We start from the raw sequence: 22,642 nt of genomic DNA, 5'->3' as shown, positions 1-22,642 counted from the left end.
TGCAGGCCTTGGGCTCATCGGCGTACAGCTGTCACGGGACTTTCCGTCAACTGTCCTACCGGTGAAGCCCATTGGTCGTGCGGGCGACGTTAGGATGACGTGACCAAGAAGGGCGGGGGGTGTTGCCTTGCCGCTTCTCCCTGCCTTGTGTGCGTTGTGCTCACGGGGGGAAACACATGGGCCTCACGCCCTCGCGCCGTCCCAAAGTCTCGGTGATCGTTCCGGTCCACAACACCGTCGACTATCTCCAGGAGTGCCTCCAGTCGGTGGCCGACCAGTCGATCGGGTTCGAGCGAATCGAAATCGTCGCGGTGGACGACGGCTCCACCGACGGCAGCGCGACGCTGCTCGACGAGTGGACGGCGCGCCACCCGGGCCGGGTCCGGGTGGCGCACCAGGAGAACTCCGGCGCGCCGGGCCAGCCACGCAACCGGGGCATCGAGATGGCCGAGGGAGAGTTCCTGTTCTTCGCCGATCCCGATGACTACCTGGGCCCCGAGGCACTGGAGCGTATGGTGGCCGCCGCCGAGCGCAACGACTCCGATGTGGTCCTCGGCAAGATCCGGGGCGTGGGCCGCAAGGCCCCTGTGACGGCGTTCCGGCAGAACGTGGAGGGCGGCGATGTCTTCTCCTCCCACGGCGTCTGGTCGCTCACCGCACACAAGCTCTTCCGGCGTTCCCTGGTCGTGGAGCACGACCTGCGGTTCGCGGAAGGGGTCCGGCTGGCCGAGGAACAGGTCTTCGTCGTGCCCGCCTACCTGCTCGCCCGGTCGATCTCCGTCGTGGCCGACTACGACTGCTACTACCTGGTCCGCCGCGACAACTTCCCGCACCTGACCCAGCAGGTCCCCGACCCGGTTCCGTTCTACGACAACGTGCGCGACGTACTGAACATCGTGGTGGCGCACGTGCCACCCGGCGGCAAGCGCAACAGGCTGCTGTACCGCTGGCTCACCCTGGAAATCCTCGGCCGCTTCAACGAGACCTTCGCCGAGCTACCGGAGGAGACCCGCGACCTGCATGTGAAGCTGGCTGGAGACCTCCTGCGCGACTACTTCCCGCAGGAGCTCGTCGCCCGGTTGCCTCCCCTCTCCCGGCTGCGCTGCCTGCTGATCTCCCGGACGCTCACGGAGGAGCTCACCGCCCTGACCACCCTGGTGCCGAAGGCCGAGGTGAAGCCCGCGGCCGGCCCATACCAGGCGCGCAGCCGTCATTCCTCCCATCGGGTGCTGAGCGGTATCAGGCGGTGGCTGCAGCGCAGTCGTTGACTCCAACGCACACGTGTCTCACTCGTGACCATTAGATGAACAACTCTCTACTGTTCGCCCCTGTCTAACTCGCGGTAAGTCCTCCGCACAGTCGGCACATCCCGCCGACAAGCGGAGCCGAGACATGCCAACCGGGTGCCCGTGCGGCGACCGGTTCTGGGACCACGGTTGGGGACGGCGTCGGTGCGCGACGCCTCTAGGGGGTTGATTCACGTTGAAGATCGCATTTCTGGTCCGCGACCTGTGCCACATGGGCGGTGTGGTGAGCGCGACCCAGAACCTCGCCGGAGCGCTCGCCGAGAAACACCAGGTGGAGATCGTGGCGTTGCGCAAGGTGCGCGACGAATCGTACTTCCCCCTCGATCCGCGGGTGTCGGTACGGGTACTGAGCGATCTGCGGCCGCACTCGCCCGTCTCCGACGTGGACGACCCGCTCGTGGACAAGTTCCCGCTGATCTACCCGCTGAACGTCGGCGCCAAGAAGCCGGTGGTGAGCCGACTCGCCGAACTGCGACTGCTGGAGTACCTCGCCACCACTGACGCCGACGTGGTGGTCAGTTCCAGCCCGCGCAACACCATCATGCTCGCCCAGGCCCCGGGGACCTACCTCAAGGTCACCCAGGAGCACTCGATGCCGGCCATCTACACCGAGGACATCAAGGAGCGGCTCTCCCCGCGTACCTGTCGCTGGACGCACTGACGGCGCTCACGCCCGAGGAGGTCGAGGACATCGGCCGACAGGTGCCGGCAGTCCGGGACCGGCTCGTGGTCATGCCCAACTGCGTGCCCGCCACGCCGGTCCGCTCCAGGGGCACCAACAAGATCGTGATCTCCGCCGGCCACCTCACCGACAACAAGAACCACGCGCTCCTCATCGAGGCCTTCGCCCAGGTCCACGCCCAGGCGCCCGACTGGACGCTGCGTATCTACGGAAATGGCACCGAGAAGGCCCGGCTGCGGACCCGCATCCATGAGCTGGGGCTGTCCAACAGCATCCAGCTGATGGGCCGGGTCGCCCCGGTCACGCCCGAGTTCGGCAAAGCCTCGATCTTCGTGCTGCCCTCCAAGCGGGAAGCGTTCGGCAACGTCATCGTGGAGGCGATGGCGGCCGGGCTGCCCGTCGTGAGCACGGACGCCGACCACGGCCCGCGCAACATCCTCACCCACGGCGAGGACGGTCTGATCGTCCCGCGCGGCGACGCGGACGAGATGGCGAAGGCGATCCTGCAACTGGTGCGGGACGACGAGCTGCGGCGGAAGATGTCCGAGAACGCTGTGCGCAACGCCGAACGCTTCCACGAGACGGCCACCCGTAAGCGCTTCGAAGCCATCCTCGAGCAGGCATCAGCACGTAAGGCGCTGCCCCGGCACGCCACCGCCAGGGTCGACGCACAGGGCAGCGTGCACATCGGAGTGGGCCGGCTGCCCGAGGCCGCCCGCGGCGCAGACCTGGTGCTGCGCAAGAGCGGCAAGGACGCCGAAGAACGCCGTTTCGCACTGTCCGCCGACGGTGAGGCGCTCGTCCCCTGGGACGCCGGAGTACCGCACGGCACCTGGGAGGCCGTCCTGGCCACTCCTTCGGGCACCGAGGTGCCGCTGAGCACCCACGGCCACGGGTGCGACACCCGGGACCTGCTCGCCGTGGACCTGCCGCGGCCGGGCAGCCATCCGCTCGCGCTGCTGCTGCCGCATCGGCACGACGACGGACGGCTGCGGGTGCGCAGCGCGCTGCGCGCGGTGCATGTCGAGGTGGGTCCCGTCCGTGTGGACGAGCGGGTCATCCAGCTGCGGGCGGACCTGTGGGGAGCGGCACCGGGCTCGGGCGCGGTGGTGGAGGCGGTGCACCGGCGGAAGAAGAAGCGCCTGCTCACCTTCCCCCTCCAGGACACCGGTGACGGCACGGTCGCGGCGGTGATCGACTGCACGACCCTGGTGCGAGAGCACACCGACGAGGAGGGCAAGGAAGTCATCTGGGACTTCTGGGTCCGGCCGGAGGCGGGGGCTCCCCGTGTGGCCCTCGCGAAGTTGGCCACCGACGTGCTCGAGCCGATCGACGTGTTCACCTTCCCGCGACCCGTGGTCACCACTGGATCCGTCCCGCGACCGTCCGTGGTGAACCGCGCCTTCCGCAAGGCCCGGCGCACTCTGGGCACGACGCCGCCCCCGCCCGCGCGCGAGGCCCAGCCCCGGAAGACGGAACTGCGGCCGTATTTCACGGCGCTGAGCCAGTTCGCGGTGAAGACCGTACGGCTGTGACGGCGGCGCCGCCCGCGGCGCGCGGCGGCGAGCGCACGGAAAACGGGCCGGGCCCCGGAGGACATGTCCTCCGGGGCCCGGCCCGTTCCGTTGCTCCGGCCGCCGGTCACACTTCCCGGCTCTGCTCCAGCATCCGGTCCACGACCCGCGCCGAGGCGTGGCCGTCGTCGAGGTCGCAGAACAGGTGGTGGAACCGCTCGAACCGGTCCTGGTACTCGGCGAAGACCTTGTCGACGTCGCGAATCGCCGTGACCAGCTCCTCGGACGTGAAGATCAGCGGGCCGGGCGAGTCCTTCTCGAAGTCGAAGTAGAAGCCGCGCAGCGTGTCCCGGTAGTGCTCGAGGTCGTACGTGAAGAACAGAATGGGCCGCTTCAAGTGGGCGTAGTCGAACATCACGGACGAGTAGTCGGTGACCAGGATGTCCGCGGCCAGGTACAGGTCGGCGATGTCCGGGTACTCCGAGGCGTCCCACACGAAGCCGTTGCCGGCTCCGGGCACGGCGTCGACGACGTTGGAGTGGCGCCGGATCAGCAGGATGTGATCCTCGCCGATGCGCCGACGCGCGTCGTCCAGGTCGATCCGCAGGTCGAACAGGTACTGGCCGGCGCTGTGCGACTGATCGTCCCGCCAGGTCGGCGCGTACAGCACGATCTTCTTGCCGTTCGGCAGGCCCAGTTCCTGCCGCACCTTCTCCGCGATCTTCTCCCGGTCCGGTGAGTAGAGGTAGTCGTTGCGCGGGTAACCGGCCTCGAGGATCTCCCCGTCGAAGGAGAACGCACGCTTGAGGATCGGCGTGGAGAACCGGTTGGACGAGACGAGCAGGCTCCAGTTCTTGGCTTCGAGCGCCAGGCGGTTCTGGTACTCGCGGTCGAAGTACAGGGTCTCGATGTCGTGGCCGATCTTCTTGAGCATGGTGCCGTGCCACGTCTGCACGATCACCTGGCCGGGACGGCGTTCCACCCACTCGGGCAGATGCCCGTTGGTGACGATGTACCGGGACGTGGCGAGCGCCTCGAACCACTCGCGGCCCCACATGCGGACCTTCTCGGCCGTGGGCGGCAGAATCACCTGGCCGTCGCGCACGGCCCACAGGAACTTCAGGTCGCTCCCGCGGCGCAGCAGCTCCTCGTGCATCGCGCGCGGGCTGTCGGAGTACTGCTTGCCGTTGTAGCTGAGGAAGAACACCTGGTCGCGCAGCGGCAGTTGGCAACCGGGCTCGTACACCTCGCGGCGCAGCTGGAGCTGCCGGTACGGGCCGCGCTCCAGATCGCTGAGCTCCGAGCGGCAGTTGAGCTGCGGGAAGTCGCCCCAGCGGTTCTCGAACCAGTAGCGGCGTCCGCTCAGCTCGGTGTGCAGCGGGAACTGCGGGAAGGCGAGCCGGTCGATGACGAACTCGGCGTCCGGCACGTCCGCGTCCTGGGCGCGCAGCAGCAGGTTCCACCGGCCGGCCTTCAGCGGCACCCGGCCGGAGCCGCCCATCACGGACGGGTCGAAGGCCACGGTGAACGTGGTGTCGTCCGACCACTCCACCGACGCTCTGCGCTCGTCGAAGCGGTTGCTCGCCTTCAGGATCAGATCGCCCCCGATCAGCTCCCGACTGCCGCGACCCCGCACCACGATCCGGCCGTCCTCCAGACCGACCCCGGTGATCACGGCACGGCGTGTCCGACCGATGATCTTGAGGTAGCCGTTGTGGCCGGAGACCAGGGCGATCTCCCGGTGGGCGCCCGCCTGACCGAAGGACGCGGGCAGGTCGACGTTGAGGTCCTCCAAACCGTTGCGCACCACGCTGCTGAACTGGCGCTCCGTGCCGTCCTCCGCGGTGGCCAGCAGGACGGTGCTCCACAGGCGGCGCTCCGGCTGCGCCTGGTCGTCGACGGTGTCGGTGCCCAGGAGGGCCACGTCGGCGAGCGGTACCCGGGTGTGGAAGGTCGTCCTTCCTCCGCCACGTGTGACCTCGACGGGGTACTTGCGTATCTCGCCGCCCTTGGCGTTGCTCAGTCGTAGCGCCAGCGTCTCACCGGACTTCAGTTCCGTACGTATCTCACCGCTGATCTCCACCGCGTCACCGGCCAGACGGCGATCGGTGATCAGGGCGCGCACCTTCTCGATGCGCAGCTTGAAGGCGCCGCGCTCGACGGTCGGCAGCAGCCGGAACTCGTCGTCGAGCCACTGGTACGGCGGGAAGTTGGCCGCGGAGCCGCCGCGGGCCCAGATGCCGCTGCGCCGCACCAGACCCGAGGCGTAGACGTTGATGCCGACGTGCCAGAGGCCCTCCTGCCAGGCGCCGCCCTTGCGCAGCTTGGCAGGGTCGAGTTCCAGTTCCCAGCCCGCCCAGTCGTAGTTGTACCGCTTCTGACCGGAATCGGTGGTGCACTCGGGGCGGTGGACGTTCCTGGCCGGCAGGAACATGCGCCGGCGGGAGCCGTCGCGCTTGAGCTGGACGACCTTGAGGCTGCTCCGCTTGCCGGACAGGTCGATCTTGTCGATCCAGGCGTCACCGGACAGCAGCAGCTTGCCGTCCTTCCAGGTCACCGAGCGCAGCGGGGCGCGCAGGTCCAGGTCGGAGTCGATGCGCAGCGCCGCCTTGGGCAGCTCGAACCCGCTCTCCTCCAGGGTGCGGAAGCTGGCGTACTTGCGGAAGGTGCCGGACACCTCCACGGGGTCCTTGCGGCGCTGGGAGGCCAGCAGCGCGATCAGCTCGGGCATGGCGTGCTTGCGCACCAGGAGCCACTGGACCCGCAGATCCGTCGGCAGGGCCATCACGATCTCCGGATCGATGGTGTCGAGGTAGCGGTTGGTCGCCTCGAGGAAGGCCTCGTGGAACTCCGCCGTCGCATCCGGCACCACCCGCAGGAACAGACGCAGGTCGTCGCGCAGCACGCGGTCGTCGTACTGGCGCTTGTACTCCGCGAACTCCGGTCCCGGCTGCTGGGCGAGGTAGTCGCTGACCATGCTCACGGCGGTCACCCGGTCGCGGATCGCCTGGGGCTCCTTGCGGCGCTGGGTGATCGAGGGCGCCGACTCGCCCTCGCGCAGCCGCCAGAAGTACGTCGGCTCGCCGATGATGTCGATGGCCTCGGCCTTGTAGTGGGCGGGCAGCACGACGGGGATGTCCTCGTGCAGGATGCCCTCCGGGAAGGCGAAGCCGTGCGCTTCCCAGAAGGTGCGCCGGAAGACCTTGTTGCAGGCGATGCGGTCGGCGACCAGCTTGGGGTTCGTCGATATGTGGGTGCGCTTGCGAGCCTCACCGGCGAGCATCTTCAGCAGCGGCACCTGCCAGGACCTCTCGCCCTTGAGGTGGAAGACGTTTCCGGTGGCGAGGTCCGAGCCCGACTCGTCGAGGCTGGTGACCATCAGCCGGTAGGCGTCGGGCGGAATGACGTCGTCACTGTCGACGAAGGTGAGGAACTCCGCCTCGGGGGACATGTGGGCGATGCCCGTGTTGCGGGCAGCGCCCAGCCCGGCGTTCTCCTTGCGTATGAGCTTGAACCGCGCGTCGCGGGCGGCGTACTCGCCGGCGATGGCGGCGGAGTTGTCCGGCGAACCGTCGTCCACCATCAGGACCTCGATGTCGCCGAAGGTCTGTGCCGCGAGCGAGTCAAGGCAGGCGGGCAGGTAGCGCTCGACGTTGTAGATGGGGACGATGACACTGAGCCGGGGGGCCATGGCTTGGTGGATCTCCTTTCCGGGGTCAGGCCCGCTCGACCAGTTCGAGCGCCTGGGCGGGGTTCGGTGCGTGGGAACGTTCGGCGAACGGGACGAACGGCAACGGGGTTTCCTCGCCGAGGAAGACCCGCCGCACCACGCGTTCGGCCGCGTGCCCGTCGTCGAATTCGCAGAAGCGCCGGCGGAACGCCTCCCGGCGTTCGGCCGCGTCGGGCCCGTCGTACTCGTTCGATCCGAGCAGCCTGATCAGCTCGGCCTGCGTGGTCGCCACCGCGCCGGGCGGCTCTTCCAGCAGGTTGAAGTAGGTGCCGCGGACCGCGGAGTAGATGTCCCAGTCGGGGGCGTAGATGATGATCGGCCGGTCCAGGACGGCGTAGTCGAACATCGCCGAGGAGTAGTCCGTGATCAGCGAATCCGCGGCGAGGTAGAGCTCCTCCACCCGGGCGTGCCCCGAAACGTCGACGATACGGCCGCTGCGGCGCAGCTCGGCGACGTGTGCGGAGCTGCCGTAGAAGTAGTGGCCCCGCACCAGCAGGGTCACGTCGGGCCCCAGGTCGTCGGCGAGGCGGGCGAGGTCGAGACTCGGTTTGAACCCGGGCTGGTACTCGCGGTGGGTGGGCATGTACAGGAATGCCTTGGTGCCGTCGGCCAGCCCGAGCGCGAGCCGTGCTCGGCGCACGTCGTCGGACGTGGCGTTCACGAGGATGTCGTTGCGCGGGTAGCCGGTCTCCAGGGACACGTACGAACAGGGGTACACCCGCTCCCAGACGGCGGTGGAGAACCGGTTGGAGCTGATGCTGAAGTCCCAGCGGTCACAGCGTTCGAGGAGCTTGTCGAAGTCCATGTCCGTCGAGGCCGGGTACTTGCGCTGGTCGAGGCCCATGGTCTTCAACGGCGTGCCGTGGTGGGTCTGCAGGTGGACCTGGCCCTCGCGCTTGACCACGGCGTCGGCGAAGTTCACGTTGTTGACGAGGTACTTGGCGCGGGCGAGGGCCGCCCAGTACTCGCGCGAGCCCACGCGGACGTAGTCCACGCCCTTGGGCACCAGGTCCACCGCGTCCGGCCGGATGGCCCACACGCGGCGGAGGTGCGGGGCGAGGCGGGCGAGTTCGGCGTCGATGGCCGCCGGGTTGCAGGAGACGCTGCGGCTCCAGTAGGCGGAGAACAGCGCCAGGTTCTCGTCGAGCGGCAGCCTGAGCTGGGACTGGTAGAAGACGTCCAGGGCGCCGCGCTTGGAGCGGTTGATGGCGGCACGTGTGCGGCTCTTGACCGCCTTTCGGAACTTCGTCGCGGCCGTGGCTCCGGCCATCGCCGTGTAGGCGTCCCGCGCGAGAATCGCGTACTTGTGACCACGGCCGCCGGGGGGTCGCCGGAAGTCCTGGGGGAGGTGGGTGCGGTAGTCGGCGGCCGCACGGTGGAAGAACTCCGCCCGTGCGTTCGCCGGCAGACGGTCGGGGCGGTCCAGGACGGTCAGGTAGTGGTCGACCATCTTGCGGAACAACGGCTCGCGCCACCGGGCGAGTTCGGCGTGGGTGTCGACGAAGTCGAAGACGCGGCGGTACTGGTCGAAGACGTCGAAGTGCTTGCGGCTGACGGTCTTCAGGATGTTGCCGCCCTCACGCCGCTGCCGGTACATCACGCAGACCCGGTCCAGCACGGCGATGCGCTGCGCGCTGATCATGGAGCAGAACGTCCAGGGGGCGTCCTCGTAGTACCCGGGCGGGAAGGTGAGGCCGTGGCGCACGATGAAGTCCCGGCGGTAGGCCTTGTTCCAGACGATCTGCAGCAGCTCGAGCAGTTGCGGCCGGTCGGCGAGCGAGAACACGTCCGGGCCGTCGTTCGTCAGCAGGTCCGCCCGCTGGTTGGGTCGTACCCGGCCGTCCCAGTAGGTACGGGCGTAGTCGTAGACGAGTATCTCGGGATCCCCGGTGGCGTCGAGGCGGTCGGATATCGCCCTCAGCGCGCCGTCGGCCAACGTGTCGTCACTGTCCAGGAACAACACGTAATCGCCCTGGGTCTTCTCCATCCCGGCGTTGCGTGCGCGTCCGAGCCCCACGTTCTCCGTGAGGTGGATCACACGAATCCGCGCGTCCCGTTCCGCGTAGTCGTCGAGAATCGCGCCCGAACCGTCGGGCGAGCAGTCGTCGACCGCGATGACCTCGAAGTCCGTGTAGTCCTGCCCGAGCACCGAGTCCAGGCACTCGGCGAGGTAGCCCTGCACCTTGTACGCAGGGACGACTAGAGAGAGTCTGGGCATTCTTACAACCTGTTCCGAGAACTGACCACGAGCGTGAGCTGGGACCGGAGCGCGCTCCACCCGCCGGCAGTCCGGAGCGCGCCGCCGCATCAGCGTAAAGGATTCACTTGAAGTTAGTGTGGGCACGGTAGCGGGATGGTTAGAGGATGACCACCGGCTCGAAACCTCGGGTAGAAGCGCCAGTTGCCACTTTCCAGGCGACTGGAGAACTTCCTCACACTCGCCCCCGCCCGTCTTATTTGTGGTTGTGTTCCAAATGTCGGACTCGATTTTCCGCGGGCCATGAACGAGTCTGCTTCCCAGTGACACGGATCGAGGAGGCATGCGGATGAGCTGGCTGGTCACGGGTGGCGCCGGGTACATCGGCACCCATGTGGTGCGCGCCATGACGGAGGGCGGCGAACAGGTGGTCGTGTACGACGACCTGTCGACCGGCGACGCCGACCGGGTGCCCGTCGACGTGCGACTGGTCGTGGGCAGCGTGTTGGACGCGCCTCTCCTGGAGCAGACGATTCGTGACCATGCTGTAACCGGTGTGGTGCACATCGCAGCCAAGAAGCAGGTGGGGGAGTCGGTGGAGCGGCCGCTCCACTACTACCGGGAGAACGTCACCGGTCTGCAGACTCTGCTGGAGGCGATGGCGGCCACCGGCGTCGACAGGATGGTCTTCTCCTCGTCCGCCGCCGTCTACGGCATGCCGGATGTGGATCTCGTGACGGAGGACACCCCCTGCGTGCCCATGAGCCCCTACGGCGAGACCAAGCTGATCGGCGAGTGGCTGATCAACGCCGCCGCACGGGCCCACGGTCTCAGGGCCGCTTCCCTGCGCTACTTCAACGTGGCCGGGGCCGCCTCCCCCGAACTGGCCGACTCGGGCGTCTTCAACCTCGTCCCCATGGTGTTCGAGCGGCTCGAGGACGGTGAGCCTCCCCGGATTTTCGGTGACGACTACGCCACGCCGGACGGCACCTGCGTGCGTGACTACATTCACGTCCAGGACATCGCCTCCGCCCATCTGGCGGCGGCGCGGCGCCTCGGCGCGGCCCCGGAGGGAACCGCGCTCACCCTCAACATCGGCCGCGGCGAGGGCAGTTCGGTGCGCCAGATGGTGGACCGCATCCTCAAGGTCACCGGCAACGAGCGCCTGGCGCCCGAGGTGACCGCCCGCCGCCCCGGTGATCCGGCCCGGGTGGTGGCCTCGGCGGACCGCATCCACGAGGAACTGGGGTGGACCGCCCGCCACGGCCTGGACGAGATGATCGAATCCGCCTGGCAGGGGTGGCGTCACCGGCACGCCTGAGGTCATGTGACGCCGGGCCTCGGACGGCCCCCGCGGGCTCGGGCTCGCGGGGGCCGTCTGCTGCCGTGGTTCTGCTTCCTCTGAAGTGCTCCGCGGGCTCAGGCCTGGGTGTCCTTGTAGCAGACGCCGGCCTTCAAAGCAGCGCAGTGCGCTGGGCGGAAAAGAAGAGCGTGGGATATGGACGGCCTCATCGCCGACGATGCCGAATTCCGCGAGGGCAAGGGCGACCGGAACTCCAAGGAAATCCAGTGGATGCTTCACCGTTGAGGACGCGAATACCCCTGTCATTGACAAGCGGATTTCGCTGAAGCCGTTTGCCGAACTTCGTGAGATTGGTGTGACTCAGGAATTCGCCTTTGTGGGGACGAGTTCCAGGCATAGTCACGTCGTCTTACTCTCGGTACATGAGTGGTTACTGACAGGGTACGCCCAGCTTCATCCATGAGCCCTTCGCGTCACTTGAGTCCCGTCCGAGGCCTTGCTCGGGCATGGCCCCTCTCGGCGTGCTCGTCCTCACCTTCGTCCTCGTCCGAATCCGAGCAGGACAGGTGCTTCAGAAATACCCGCTGCCGATTTCCCTCGCGATGCGAAGTTCGTATTCTGCGAGACCGTGACAGTCTCGGGCTCTCGGCAAACTCGGAGCTCACCGTTGACGAGGCGGGCGGTCGGAAATACCTGGCAGCCCTCGGCCCGGAACGGGACGGTTTCCAACCCGCGTCACGGCAAGATGCGATGAATGAGGCGAGGGCCCGGGGAAAGGTGGCATCTGGACACACGCCACAAGTGCATCAGCCACCCGAGGGCCTGCCAGTCGTGAGCTCCGGCCCCGCGCGACGGGCTCGGGCATGTCTGCCTGGTGGACGGATGCGCATCTCCCGCACCTGTTCGCGTAGATTGCGTTCGGGGCAGCCGACCGGCGTGAAGCGCACGCCATGCGCAGGTGAAGGGGACGAGACCGCAGGTGGCAGGGGCAAGGCAGGCCGTGGCGCAGGCCCATCGGATCGTAGTCAAGGTGGGCTCCTCCTCGCTGACCACGGCCGTGGGCGGGCTCGACGCCGACCGCGTCGACGCCCTCGTCGATGTGCTCGCCAAGCACCGCAGTGGCGGCGAGAAGGAGATCGTCCTGGTCTCCTCGGGCGCCATCGCCGCCGGGCTGGCACCCCTCGGTCTGCGCCGCCGCCCCAAGGACCTCGCCCGGCAACAGGCCGCCGCCAGCGTCGGACAGGGCCTGCTCGTGGCCCGTTACACCGCCTCCTTCGCCCGTCACGGCGTCCGCGTCGGCCAGGTGCTCCTCACCTCCGACGACATGAGCCGGCGCGCCCACCACCGCAACGCCTCCCGCACGCTCGACAAGCTCCTCGCGATGGGCGCGCTGCCCGTCGTCAACGAGAACGACACCGTCGCCACCGACGAGATCCGCTTCGGCGACAACGACCGGCTCGCCGCCCTCGTCGCCCACCTCGTCCACGCCGACCTGCTGGTTCTGCTGTCCGACGTGGACGGCGTCTACGACGGGGACCCCAGGAGGCCCGGCACCTCGCGGATAGCGGAGGTGCAAGGGCCGGAGGATCTCGCGCACGTCGTGATCGGCAGCGCGGGCAAGGCCGGTGTCGGTACCGGTGGCATGGTCACCAAGGTCGAGGCGGCCCGGATCGCGGCGGCCGCCGGCATCCCCGTGGTTCTGACCAGCGCGATCCACGCGTCCGACGCCCTGTCCGGCGGCGACACCGGCACGTACTTCCACCCCACCGGCAAGCGCTCCGCCGACCGGCTGCTGTGGCTGCAGCACGCCTCCACCCCGCAGGGCGCGCTCACACTCGACGACGGGGCCGTGCGCGCGGTCGTCGAGCGCCGCAAGTCGCTGCTGCCCGCCGGTATCGCGGCGGCCGAGGGCGACTTCACCGCGGGCGATCCCGTCGAACTGCGCGACAGCGAGGGACGGGCGGTGGCGCGCGGGCTCGTCAACTTCGACGCCAAGGAGATCCCCCGGCTGATCGGCCGCTCTACCCGGGAACTGGCGCGCGAACTGGGGCCCGCGTACGAACGCGAGGTCATCCACAGGGACGACCTGGTCGTCCTGCATCCGTAACGGGCCGAAAGGACAGACACCCCGGACGGCTACCGCGGCCCGGCGTCTCGCCGTCGGATGAGTGTCCGTGCTGCTCTCAGGCCTTCAAATCCGCCTTGTCTCCCATCACTACGACCGGGTGCTGCTGGGGATCGAGGGTGCGCAGCAGGTACTGCATCGCCGACTTGGACAGGCTCACGCACGCCGACGTGCCGCTGCCGTGGTCCATGTGCAGCCAGATGCTCCCGCCCTTCGACTGCCCTTGCGGCCGGGTCGGGTCATTGGGCGAAGTGCCCTTGACCCGGTTGTAGTCGATGGCGATGACGTAGTCGAAGTCGTGCCAGTAAGCCTTCTTCCAGTAGTGGGGCGCCTGGAACGATGCGGACTTGGTGTACGGCAGCTTGGCTCCCGGGTCGTCGAGCACGCCGCCCGCGTCACTCAGCGTGAACACTCCCACCGGGCTGCGCCGGTCGCCTTCGTGATGGTCCGTCGTCCAGCCCTCGCTCCCGTTGTGCGCCGCCCAGGAACGCGTCTGCTTCCAGGTGGAGCCGTGCTTGGTGAAGAGCACGACGGTCGATTCGGGGGAGTTCCTGCCCGCGCCGTAGACGGCGACCACCTGGCGGGAGCCGGCCGGTACGCGTCGCCACAGCCCGTCGCCGACGCCGGGTATTCGCTTCAGGGCGGTGTCCCCCGGCGGTGCGTTTTCGGCCCGGTCGCTGGTCGCTGCGGCGGCCCTGTGGTCCGAACTGCCGCACGCGGCCAAGGGCATCGCCAACGCACCGCAGGCAGCGACCGCCGCCGCCCGCATCGCACGATCTTTTCGCATGGGCTCCATGGTCGCAGCCCGTCCCGGACAAGTGGGTGCCGCCCCGACCTGCCGATCGCCGTCAACTCGGCTGGACTGCGGTCACGGGAACGTCCCCAGACGTCAACTGCCCGGCTCGGATGCCCTCTTACTTACTGCCGACGACCGTGTCGGGAGGCTGGGCCGGCGGGTCGACGTGCCCGTGGGCGTGCTCGCCAAGCATCGCGGCGGAGGCGAGCCGGAGATCGTGCTGGTTCTCCTCCGATGCCGTTGCCGCGGGCCTCGCCCGGTCGGCCCGAGTCGCCGCCCTTAAGGACCTTGCCCCGCTGTCGGCCGCGGCCGGTGTCAGTACCGATGGCATGGTCACTGGCACTGGGACGGGCGGTGGCGCGTGGGCTCGTCAACTTCGGCGCCAAGGAGGATCCCCCGGCTGATCGGTCGCTCGACCTGGGAACTGGCGCGCGCACCGGGGCCCGCGTACGAACGCGCGGTCATCCACAGGGACGACCTGGGCGTCGTGCACCCGTAGCGGGCCGAAAGGCCCGCCCGCGCGGTGTTCCGGTGGGATACGTTCCGTAAAACCGCCCCAAGGAGCCTTGCGGCCTGCTCCACTTTGTCTCGGGGATGTGTCTCGGGGACCCATTCCGCACGAGTACCGGGTAAGGAGGCCGTCGTGAGACGAGTGCGCCCTGGGGTGACGGCGTTCCGCGGTCGCGGTGCCTCCGGTGCCTCTCGCGACGGTGGTGCTCCCCGCACGGCCGGTGAGGAGCGCACCCTGGTCGGCGTCGCTGCCGGGGAAGCGTACGAGGAGCCCGGCGACGTCCCGCGTCTGTGGCACGTCACCTTGAGCGTCTCCGGCGACGAGGCACCCCTGGAGGAGGTCCGGCGGGCCTTGGAGCAGCTCGCCCACGACCACCCCTTCCTGTTGACCAGCCGCTACGCGGGCGACCACGCGGAGATCCGCTACTGGGAGGAGGCCCGCGACCTGCACGACGCCGCGGCGGTCGCGCTGCGCCTGTGGGGTGAGCACCGTCAGAGCGCGGGGCTCCCGCCCTGGGAGATCGTCGGCCTCGAGGTCATCGACCGCGAGACCTACCACCAGCGCGTCGCCGAGGGGTACGGACCACCGCCGGCGACACCGGTCGGAGTTCACCCGTTTTGAGCCTGTCTCGGTGCGTGGAATGAGCCGTGGACGCCTCCGCCCGGAGCACTACCCTTCCTCTATGACGACGCTCTCGCCGTACGACTCCATGTCCCCGGTCGCCCAGGCCGCCTACCGCGCCCAGGCCGCCGCCGCCGACCTCGCGCCGCTGCCGAGGGCCGAGAAGGACGACGCGCTGCTCGCCGTCGCGGACGCGCTGGAGGTCCGTACGAGCGAGATCGTCGAGGCGAACGCCCGGGACATCTCCAAGGCCCGCGAGGCAGGCACCAGTGAGGCGATCATCGACCGGCTCACGCTCACGCCCGAGCGGATCCGGGCCATCGCCTCGGACGTCCGGGACGTCGCCGCCCTGCCCGACCCGGTCGGCGAGGTCGTCCGCGGCTCCACCCTTCCCAACGGCATCGACCTGCGCCAGGTCCGGGTGCCGCTCGGCGTGGTGGGGATCATCTACGAGGCCCGGCCGAACGTGACCGTGGACGCCGCCGCGCTGTGCCTGAAGTCCGGGAACGCGGTGCTGCTGCGCGGCTCGTCCTCCGCGTACGAGTCGAACACCGCCCTCGTGCGGGTCCTGCGCGACGCCGTGGGGGGCTCAGGGCTGCCCGCAGACGCCGTGCAGCTCGTGCCCGGCGAGGGCCGCGAGTCGGTGCGCGAGCTGATGCGCGCCCGCGGCCTGGTCGACGTACTCATCCCGCGCGGCGGCGCCTCCTTGATCCGCACGGTCGTCGAGGAGTCCACGGTCCCGGTGATCGAGACCGGCACCGGCAACTGCCACGTCTACGTCGACGCCCAGGCCGACATCGAGATGGCGATCGACATCCTGATCAACTCCAAGGCCCAGCGTGTGAGCGTGTGCAACGCCGCCGAGACGCTGCTCGTCCACCAGGACATCGCCGCCGAGTTCCTGCCGCGCGCCCTGGACGCCCTCGCGGAGGCCGGGGTCACCGTGCACGCCGACGAGCGGGTGATGGCCTACGCCAAGGACTCCCGGGCCACGGTGGTGGAGGCCACGCCCGAGGACTGGGACACCGAGTACCTCTCGTACGACATCGCCGCCGCGGTCGTGGACTCCCTGGACAAGGCCGTACAGCACATCCGGCTGTGGAGCTCCGGTCACACCGAGGCGATCGTCACCACCTCGCAGCAGGCGGCTCGCCGGTTCACCCAGTTGGTCGATTCGACCACGGTCGCCGTGAACGCGTCGACGCGCTTCACGGACGGTGGTCAGTTCGGCTTCGGCGCGGAGATCGGCATCTCCACGCAGAAGCTGCACGCAAGGGGCCCGATGGGCCTGCCGGAGCTGACGAGCACGAAGTACATCGTGACCGGGGACGGGCACGTACGGCGCTGAGCGGGCGCTCGGTACGGATCACCGGTGGCTCCTGGCGGCCACCTGTGAACCGTCTCGCCAGGTGGATGAAATTCCTTACCGTCTGCCCAAATTGACCCCCCAGGTCTACTCTGGATCCGTGCCGGAGGACGTGGGGGGCACGCCGTTTGGTGACGGCCGGGAGCCCGACGACGACCGCGACCGCGGAGGTATGGACGAAGAGTTCGCCTCCGTGGTGTTCGACGAGGCCTTCGTCCGGGCCGCCGTGGTGCACGAGCCGACGGCCGTGGAGAGGCTTCTCGCCGCCGCCCAGGCCCGCACCGAGGCCCAGGAGGCCGAGGCGCGCCGGGCGCACGCCCGGGGCGCACGCGGCGACGACGAGCGCTACGAGGACGGATTCGGCCCCGACGAGGGCGGTGAATTCGGCCACGGCAGGGATCTGGACGACCTGGACGACACGGAGATCCTCGGGGGCCGCTACGGCGCGCCGGGCACGTACGGCAGGGGATACGGCAAGGGGGCCCGCTGGCACCGCCCGGTCGCCTGGATGCTCGCCCTCGTGATGGGCATAGGCATGGTCGCGCTGGCGTTCGCCGCGGTGTACCGGGGCGCGTCCTCGGGCCGCCAGGAACAGGTCCCGCCGCCCGCCACGACCGGTCTGGAGCAGGGCCAGGAAGCGAGCGCCGGCACGGGTCCCTCGGCCTCCGCGGACTACTCGCGCCCGGCGTTCTCGGCGGAGCCCCGGACCCCCTGAGGCCGCACACGACGGTGTTCGACTTCCGTTCGAAAAACCTGGTGAGAACCTGTCAGAACTTGTCGTGTACCAGGGCGTTTACCTGAGCTCCGGGAGACCTACTCTGAAGGTATGGGCGGGCCTGGAGACCCACCTGAGGGGACACCCGAGGGCGCTCCCGGTGGTGGCGAGGACGAGTACCGATCCGTCGTGTTCGACGAATCGTTCGTCAGGGCTGCCCGCCTCCAGGAGTACTCCGCGCGAGAGCGGATGGCCGACCACGCCCCGGCCGTACGCCGCCGCCCGCCGCTGCGTCGGGGACTGTCCCGGCAGGCGCTGATCCTCGTACTGCTGATAGCCGTCGCCTTCGGCACCGCGGTCTACATGGGGGTGCGCCACCCCTATCCGGCGTCCAAGGCGCAGACCGTCGAGCCGCTGCGCATGACGGTGATACCCCTCGCCCCGCAGTCCGCCGTACCCGGCTCCACCGACCCCGAGGCGCTCATCGCGCACAGCCCCGCCGCCCAGTTCCGTGTCGGCGCCGAGGGCATCACGCTTCCCGCCGTCCGGCGCACCGCACACTTCTCCGACAGTCAGATCGTGGCCGCGCTGACCACCGCGAAGGACTACCTTGTCGAGTCCTCGCTGGACCCGGCCGTCCTCACCGGCGGTGCCGTGCGCCCCGTCCGCGTGCTGCTCGACCCGCAGCAGCTGGACCAGTTCGATCAGAGTTTCGATCACCCGGCCGCGGACGGGCGGCATTCGCCCACCGGCTGGCTGGTCCGCTTCGACCCCACCCGCGCCCAGCTGGCCGACCGCAACATCCGAGTCCAGGGCACGCTGCAGGCGGCGGAGACCAACTCCGACACCCTGGAGGTCACCTCCGACCACACCCTGGTGTACGCGCTGAAGCCGACCGGCGCCGACGCGAAGGCACGGGCGTCGCTCTTCACCGTGCGGCGTGAGCTGACCTTCCGCTTCGACCGCGACGACCTGCGCATGCACCAGGCCGAACTGGTCGCCTCCTACCTCCAGGCCGGCCCGCTCGCCTGCGCCGAGGACGTCGCGAACCACCTGCACCCGCTGCTCGCGGGCCGGACGGCCAAGGCAGGCGGCCCGGCCGGCACCGACCCCTACGCGACGGGCAGCGCCACGGCCCTGTGCGGCACCCTGGCGAGGAGCGCAGAGCCGAAGGTCTAGCGACACGGTCCGAGGTCTGTGGGCGGGGGCCGGTGAGAGGGGCGGGGCTTTCGGGGGGCGGCTGGGGGCGCATTGGGGGTTTCCGGCGGCCTGGCCTCCCCCGTCCCTGGCGGCACCGATCGGGAGACCGTGGCGGCCTGGCGGGTTCTTCTTCCGTCGGTCGGGGCGGCCCGGCCTCCCTGGCCCCGAGTGGGGCCAGGGAGGCCTCTGTGAGGGCCGGGCGAAGGGCATCCCGTAGGGGTTTGCCGCGGGGCTCCGGGCCGTGGTGAGCCCTGGGGCGCTCAGGCGTCGTTGCCGTCGGTCTCCTCGTCGTCCGGGTGAGCGTCGCGCGGCTCGCGCGGGGCGTCCTTCGGGGCGCTGCTCGCGAAGCCGGCGAAGCCGCGCCGTACCCGGCCGCCGAGGTCGCCCGCGCCGCCCGCGATGTCGCTGACCAGCTTCATCAGCGGGTCCTTGGACTCCCGCACCTCGTTCGCGTAGCTGGCCGCCGACTGCCGGAAGGAGTCCGACACCGAGGTGTCCCCGTCCTCGGTGCGCCGGGGATAGTGACCGTCCATGATCCGCTGGTGGTCACGGGAGGCGGCCCACTTCTTCAGCTCGGCCGCGCGGACCGCGGTGAAGGGGTGGGTGCGCGGCAGCACGTTGAGGATCTTGAGCACCGAGTCCCGCAGATCGCCCCCGGCCTCGTACTCCTCGGCCTGCTCCAGGAACGCGTCCACGTTCATCTCGTGCAGATGGTTCCCGCCGGCAATCTTCATCAGCCCCCGCATCGAGGCCTGCAGATCCTGCCCGACCAGCAGTCCGGCCCGGTCGGCCGAGAGCTCCGACTTGCGGAACCACTCCCGCAGCGCGGTCACGATCGCCATGATCGCGACGTTGCCCAGCGGGATCCAGGCGACCCGGATCGCGAGGTTGGTCAGAAACAGCAGGATGGTGCGGTAGACCGCGTGGCCGGACAGCGCGTGGCCGACCTCGTGCCCGACGACCGCCCGCATCTCCTCCTCGTCCAGGAGCTCCACGAGCCCGGTCGTCACGACGATGATCGGCTCGTCGAGGCCGATACACATCGCGTTCGGCTGCGGATCCTGGGTGACGTACATCGGTGGGACCTTCTCCAGGTCCAGGATGTAACAGGCGTCCCACAGCATCCCGTTGAGATGGGCGAACTGCGCGTCCGAGACCCGCACCGAGTCGGACAGGAACAGCAGCCGCAGGCTGCGTTCGGGCAGCAGACCACTGAGCGCCTTGAAGACCGTGTCGAAGCCGCTGAGCTTGCGCAGGGCCACCAGGGCCGAACGGTCCGCCGGGTGTTCGTACGCGCGCGAGGAGATCCCCGGAAAACGCCTGCGCTGCCTGCTGGGCACGTGCTCGTGCCCGTTCTGCTCATGACCGTGGTCGGACATGTGTTCCCCCATGTGTCTGGTGACCCACTGTGCGATTGATCATCGGGCCACCGCTCGGTGGGTGACTGCGTGGTGTGCGACGCCCGATGTGCCCCCGAAGCGGGGTCCAGCCTAGGCGGAGATACCGTGACAGGGCAGCACACTGTAAGGAGCGATCCCATGGAGCACATTTCCGCCACCTGGCTCACGGAAGCCGCGATGGCTGCCGACCGGCAGGGCTCGGGCAACCTGCTCCGTGTCGTGCTGATCGTGATGGTCCTCGGCACCGCCCTGACCGCGTGGTTCCTGCTGCGGGGATACAGGCGCAAGGACGACTGACGGCCGTGGCGGCCCCCACGACCCGCCACGGCACCTCCGGCCCGCCCCCCGGCCCGTTCCGCGCCCGGAGGGCAAGCGCCCTTCCCAACGGCGGAGTCGGCGTGATCGGTGGCGAGGCGCCCGCTTACGATGAGCCGACGTCTTTATCCCGCCCACACCGGATAGGTTCTGCCGAAGATGAGCTTCCACAGCACCGCAGCCCAGTTGGCCACCCTCGCCGAGGGCGAAGGCGAACGCCACGCGAGCATCAGCCCCTTCATGACCGGCGGAGGCGCCCTCGTCATCCTCCTCCTGTTGCTGTGGATCACCACTCGCTTCAACCGCGACCGCTGAGCCCGGCAAAGTGCCTGGTCCCGGCCGTTCGCGGGGGCCTGACGGACGGGCTCCGGCGGACGGGCCGGTAGGGTCTGGACGCATGGGAGAGCAGCACATGCCCACCGGTCCGGCGACGGGCCCGGGACCCGGCCCCGGAAACGGGCCGTCGAACCCGGGCAAACGCCGTCTGGGCGTCATGGGCGGAACCTTTGACCCGATCCACCACGGGCACCTCGTCGCGGCCAGTGAGGTGGCCGCGCAGTTCCACCTCGACGAGGTGGTGTTCGTGCCCACGGGGCAGCCGTGGCAGAAGACCGACCGCAAGGTCAGCCCGGCCGAGGACCGCTATCTGATGACGGTCATCGCGACCGCCGAGAACCCCCAGTTCTCGGTCAGCCGCATCGACATCGACCGTGGCGGCCCCACCTACACCACGGACACCCTGCGCGACCTGAAGGCTCTCAACCCCGACACCGACCTCTTCTTCATCACCGGTGCCGACGCGCTGGGCCAGATCCTCACGTGGCGTTACACGGACGAACTGTTCTCCCTCGCGCACTTCATCGGCGTCACCCGCCCCGGCCACCCCCTGACCGACCCGGGCCTTCCCGAGGGTGGTGTCTCGCTCATCGAAGTTCCCGCTCTCGCCATCTCGTCCACAGACTGCCGTGCGAGAGTCGCCAACGGCGAACCCGTCTGGTATCTGGTGCCGGACGGCGTGGTGCGCTACATCGACAAGCGTCAGCTGTACCGCGGCGAGTGAGCCGAGAGGGGCACCGGTGAACGACCGATACGACGAGTACGCGGGCGGCGACCAGTACGAACTCGTCGGCTATGACGAGTTCGGGCAGCCTGTGTACCGGCAGGTGCCCGCCCAGCAGACCCCGCAGGGCTACGACCCGTACGGCACACAGCAGCAACAACAGCCCCAGGGCTACGGCTACGACCCGTACGGAAACGGCCAGCAGCAGTCCCAGGCGCCGTACCACACCGGCCGGCAGAGGCCCGTGCCCCCGCATCACACCGGCCAGCAGCCGTCCGTCGCCTCGTACGACCCCTACGCCCCGTACGGGACCGCCGCCGACGGCTACGACCCCTACGGCCGGACCGCAACGAGCGGGCAGCAGCCGCGCGTTGCGGAACAGACCGCCCACATCCCCCAGCAGGCGGGGCCCGCCGACCGCGGTCCTGGGCGCGCGGGCGGTACGGCCGGTTTCCCCGGCCACGACGGCGCGGACGGACGAACGGACACCTCCCCGGGGAGGGAGGCGCACGGCGACGGCGACTACCGCACCGAGCAGTTCGCCTTCGTCGAGGAGCCCGACGGAGAATCCGAAGACGTCATCGACTGGCTGCAGTTCACCGAGAACCGCACCGAGCGCCGCGAGGAGGCCAGGCGGCGCGCCCGCAGCCGGATCGTCACGCTCGTCGTGGTCCTCGCCCTGGTGGCTGTCGGCGGTGTCGGCTACCTCTGGTACACGGGCAGGCTGCCCGGCACCTCCTCCGGCGGCAAGTCCGGTGCCACGGCGACGGCCGTCGGCGCCCAGAACCGCGACGTGATCGTCGTCCACCTGCACAACACCAAGGGCGGCGGCACCTCCACCGCGCTGCTCGTCGACAACACCACCACCAAGCAGGGCGCCACCGTCCTGCTGCCCAACTCCCTTGCCCTGACCTCCGACGACGGCACCACGACCACCCTCGGCAAGTCGGTCGCCGACGACGGCTCCTCCGGCACCAGCGACGCCATCGACTCCGTCCTGGGCACCAAGGTCGAGGGCACCTGGCGCCTCGACACCCCGTACCTGAACAACCTCGTCGAACTCGTCGGCAACGTCGTGGTCACCACCAACGCCGACGTCCCCGACCCCGACGCCAAGAAGAAGGGCGGCGCCCCCCTCGTGCACAAGGGGGAGGACCAGACCCTGAGCGGCAAGATGGCCGTCGCGTACGCCACCTACCGCGCCTCCGGAGAGTCCCAGGACGCCCAGCTGGAGCGGTTCGGCCAGGTCATGCAGGGCGTGCTGCGCAAGATGTCCTCGGATCCGCAGGCCGCGACGACCACCGTGCAGACACTTGCCCAGATCCTCGACCCCTCCCTGACCGACAAGGATCTCGGCACCTTCCTGGCCAAGCTCGCCGACCACGCCAAGGGGGGCGACTACAAGACCGAACTGCTGCCGGTCCAGTCCGACGGAACCATCGGTGAGAAGGCCACCGACACTGTGGTCAAGACCCTGCTCGGCGGCACTGTGAAGAGCCCCGAGGCCGGCGACGCCGTCCGGGTGGGCATCAAGAACGCCACCGGCTCCAAGACCGCCGGCGAGCAGGCCCGCGTCAGCCTCGTCAACGGCGGCTACACCTTCATCGACGCCGGCACCGGCACCGCCCTGGCTGCGTCCCAGGTCGTCTACGCCGACGACGGCGACAAGGAGAACGCGATCGAGGTCGCCAAGACGCTGGGGCTGCCCACCAGCTCCGTGCAGAAGGGCAAGATCGCGACCAGTGCCGATGTCTCGGTCGTCCTCGGCCAGAACTACAAGACGTCGTCGTGACGCGGGCC

17 protein-coding genes and 1 pseudogene are annotated in these 22,642 nt (G+C 69.3%); 14 read left to right on the top strand and 4 right to left on the bottom strand.

Annotated features, from left to right (window positions below; translation table 11 throughout):
* Positions 1-176: 176 nt before the first annotated feature.
* From ACZ3TS_RS12065 to ACZ3TS_RS12055, 3 genes are all read left to right on the top strand, one after another.
* Positions 177-1,268 carry a glycosyltransferase family 2 protein gene (locus ACZ3TS_RS12065; protein WP_467616453.1) on the top strand — a complete coding sequence of 364 codons (1,092 nt, stop codon included), beginning with the start codon at positions 177-179 and terminating at the stop codon, positions 1,266-1,268.
* Between the two features lie 214 nt (positions 1,269-1,482).
* Complete coding sequence (locus ACZ3TS_RS12060) at positions 1,483-1,968, top strand: glycosyltransferase family protein (RefSeq protein WP_467616451.1); 486 nt, start codon at positions 1,483-1,485, stop codon at positions 1,966-1,968.
* A 41-nt stretch (positions 1,969-2,009) separates the two neighbouring features.
* Positions 2,010-3,524, top strand: a complete 1,515-nt coding sequence (locus ACZ3TS_RS12055; protein WP_467616448.1) for a glycosyltransferase — start codon at positions 2,010-2,012, stop codon at positions 3,522-3,524.
* Between the two features lie 106 nt (positions 3,525-3,630).
* Here the strand turns inward: ACZ3TS_RS12055 and ACZ3TS_RS12050 are convergent, their stop codons facing one another.
* Positions 3,631-7,194 (bottom strand): bifunctional glycosyltransferase/CDP-glycerol:glycerophosphate glycerophosphotransferase, encoded by a 3,564-nt coding sequence (locus ACZ3TS_RS12050; protein WP_467616447.1) that lies wholly within the window; start codon positions 7,192-7,194, stop codon positions 3,631-3,633.
* Between the two features lie 25 nt (positions 7,195-7,219).
* Positions 7,220-9,451, bottom strand: coding sequence for a bifunctional glycosyltransferase/CDP-glycerol:glycerophosphate glycerophosphotransferase (locus ACZ3TS_RS12045; RefSeq protein WP_467616444.1), 2,232 nt, complete (start codon positions 9,449-9,451; stop codon positions 7,220-7,222).
* 328 nt (positions 9,452-9,779) lie between these two features.
* Between ACZ3TS_RS12045 and galE the strand changes: the two genes are divergently transcribed.
* Positions 9,780-10,751, top strand: coding sequence for a UDP-glucose 4-epimerase GalE (gene galE / locus ACZ3TS_RS12040; protein WP_467616442.1), 972 nt, complete (start codon positions 9,780-9,782; stop codon positions 10,749-10,751).
* Between the two features lie 961 nt (positions 10,752-11,712).
* A complete protein-coding gene (gene proB / locus ACZ3TS_RS12035; protein ID WP_467616440.1) occupies positions 11,713-12,840 on the top strand; it encodes a glutamate 5-kinase in 1,128 nt (375 codons plus the stop codon).
* A gap of 76 nt (positions 12,841-12,916) precedes the next feature.
* Here the strand turns inward: proB and ACZ3TS_RS12030 are convergent, their stop codons facing one another.
* On the bottom strand, positions 12,917-13,645 hold the full coding sequence (locus ACZ3TS_RS12030) for a L,D-transpeptidase family protein (protein ID WP_467616439.1): 729 nt from the start codon (positions 13,643-13,645) through the stop codon (positions 12,917-12,919).
* A gap of 354 nt (positions 13,646-13,999) precedes the next feature.
* Here ACZ3TS_RS12030 and ACZ3TS_RS12025 point away from each other — a divergent pair.
* The 5 genes and pseudogenes from ACZ3TS_RS12025 to ACZ3TS_RS12005 all read left to right on the top strand — a co-directional run.
* Positions 14,000-14,153: pseudogene (locus ACZ3TS_RS12025) on the top strand (glutamate 5-kinase); the annotation flags it as partial.
* A 144-nt stretch (positions 14,154-14,297) separates the two neighbouring features.
* Entirely contained in the window at positions 14,298-14,786 is a 489-nt protein-coding gene (locus tag ACZ3TS_RS12020) for a hypothetical protein (protein WP_467616438.1), read from the top strand.
* 61 nt (positions 14,787-14,847) lie between these two features.
* On the top strand, positions 14,848-16,134 hold the full coding sequence (locus ACZ3TS_RS12015; RefSeq protein WP_467616435.1) for a glutamate-5-semialdehyde dehydrogenase: 1,287 nt from the start codon (positions 14,848-14,850) through the stop codon (positions 16,132-16,134).
* 118 nt (positions 16,135-16,252) lie between these two features.
* Positions 16,253-16,867, top strand: a complete 615-nt coding sequence (locus ACZ3TS_RS12010; protein ID WP_467616433.1) for an SCO2584 family spore wall biosynthesis protein — start codon at positions 16,253-16,255, stop codon at positions 16,865-16,867.
* Positions 16,868-16,978: 111 nt separating this feature from the next.
* Entirely contained in the window at positions 16,979-18,046 is a 1,068-nt protein-coding gene (locus ACZ3TS_RS12005) for an SCO2583 family membrane protein (RefSeq protein ID WP_467616431.1), read from the top strand.
* 281 nt (positions 18,047-18,327) lie between these two features.
* Here ACZ3TS_RS12005 and ACZ3TS_RS12000 read toward each other — a convergent pair whose 3' ends face one another.
* Positions 18,328-19,446 (bottom strand): M48 family metallopeptidase, encoded by a 1,119-nt coding sequence (locus tag ACZ3TS_RS12000; RefSeq protein ID WP_467616429.1) that lies wholly within the window; start codon positions 19,444-19,446, stop codon positions 18,328-18,330.
* A gap of 159 nt (positions 19,447-19,605) precedes the next feature.
* Here ACZ3TS_RS12000 and ACZ3TS_RS11995 point away from each other — a divergent pair, with 159 nt between their 5' ends.
* The 4 genes from ACZ3TS_RS11995 to ACZ3TS_RS11980 all read left to right on the top strand — a co-directional run bounded on the left by ACZ3TS_RS11995 (position 19,606) and on the right by ACZ3TS_RS11980 (position 22,634).
* Positions 19,606-19,764, top strand: a complete 159-nt coding sequence (locus ACZ3TS_RS11995) for a hypothetical protein (protein ID WP_467616426.1) — start codon at positions 19,606-19,608, stop codon at positions 19,762-19,764.
* A gap of 177 nt (positions 19,765-19,941) precedes the next feature.
* Complete coding sequence (locus tag ACZ3TS_RS11990; protein ID WP_181923042.1) at positions 19,942-20,097, top strand: hypothetical protein; 156 nt, start codon at positions 19,942-19,944, stop codon at positions 20,095-20,097.
* Positions 20,098-20,179: 82 nt separating this feature from the next.
* On the top strand, positions 20,180-20,842 hold the full coding sequence (nadD, locus tag ACZ3TS_RS11985) for a nicotinate-nucleotide adenylyltransferase (protein ID WP_467616424.1): 663 nt from the start codon (positions 20,180-20,182) through the stop codon (positions 20,840-20,842).
* Positions 20,843-20,858: 16 nt separating this feature from the next.
* Complete coding sequence (locus tag ACZ3TS_RS11980) at positions 20,859-22,634, top strand: LCP family protein (protein ID WP_467616422.1); 1,776 nt, start codon at positions 20,859-20,861, stop codon at positions 22,632-22,634.
* Positions 22,635-22,642: the final 8 nt, after the last annotated feature.

This window comes from Streptomyces sp. NPDC022910, assembly GCF_055561075.1.
Note: the sequence above shows the minus strand (reverse complement) of the source record. Positions and strands in the feature narration are given on the sequence as shown.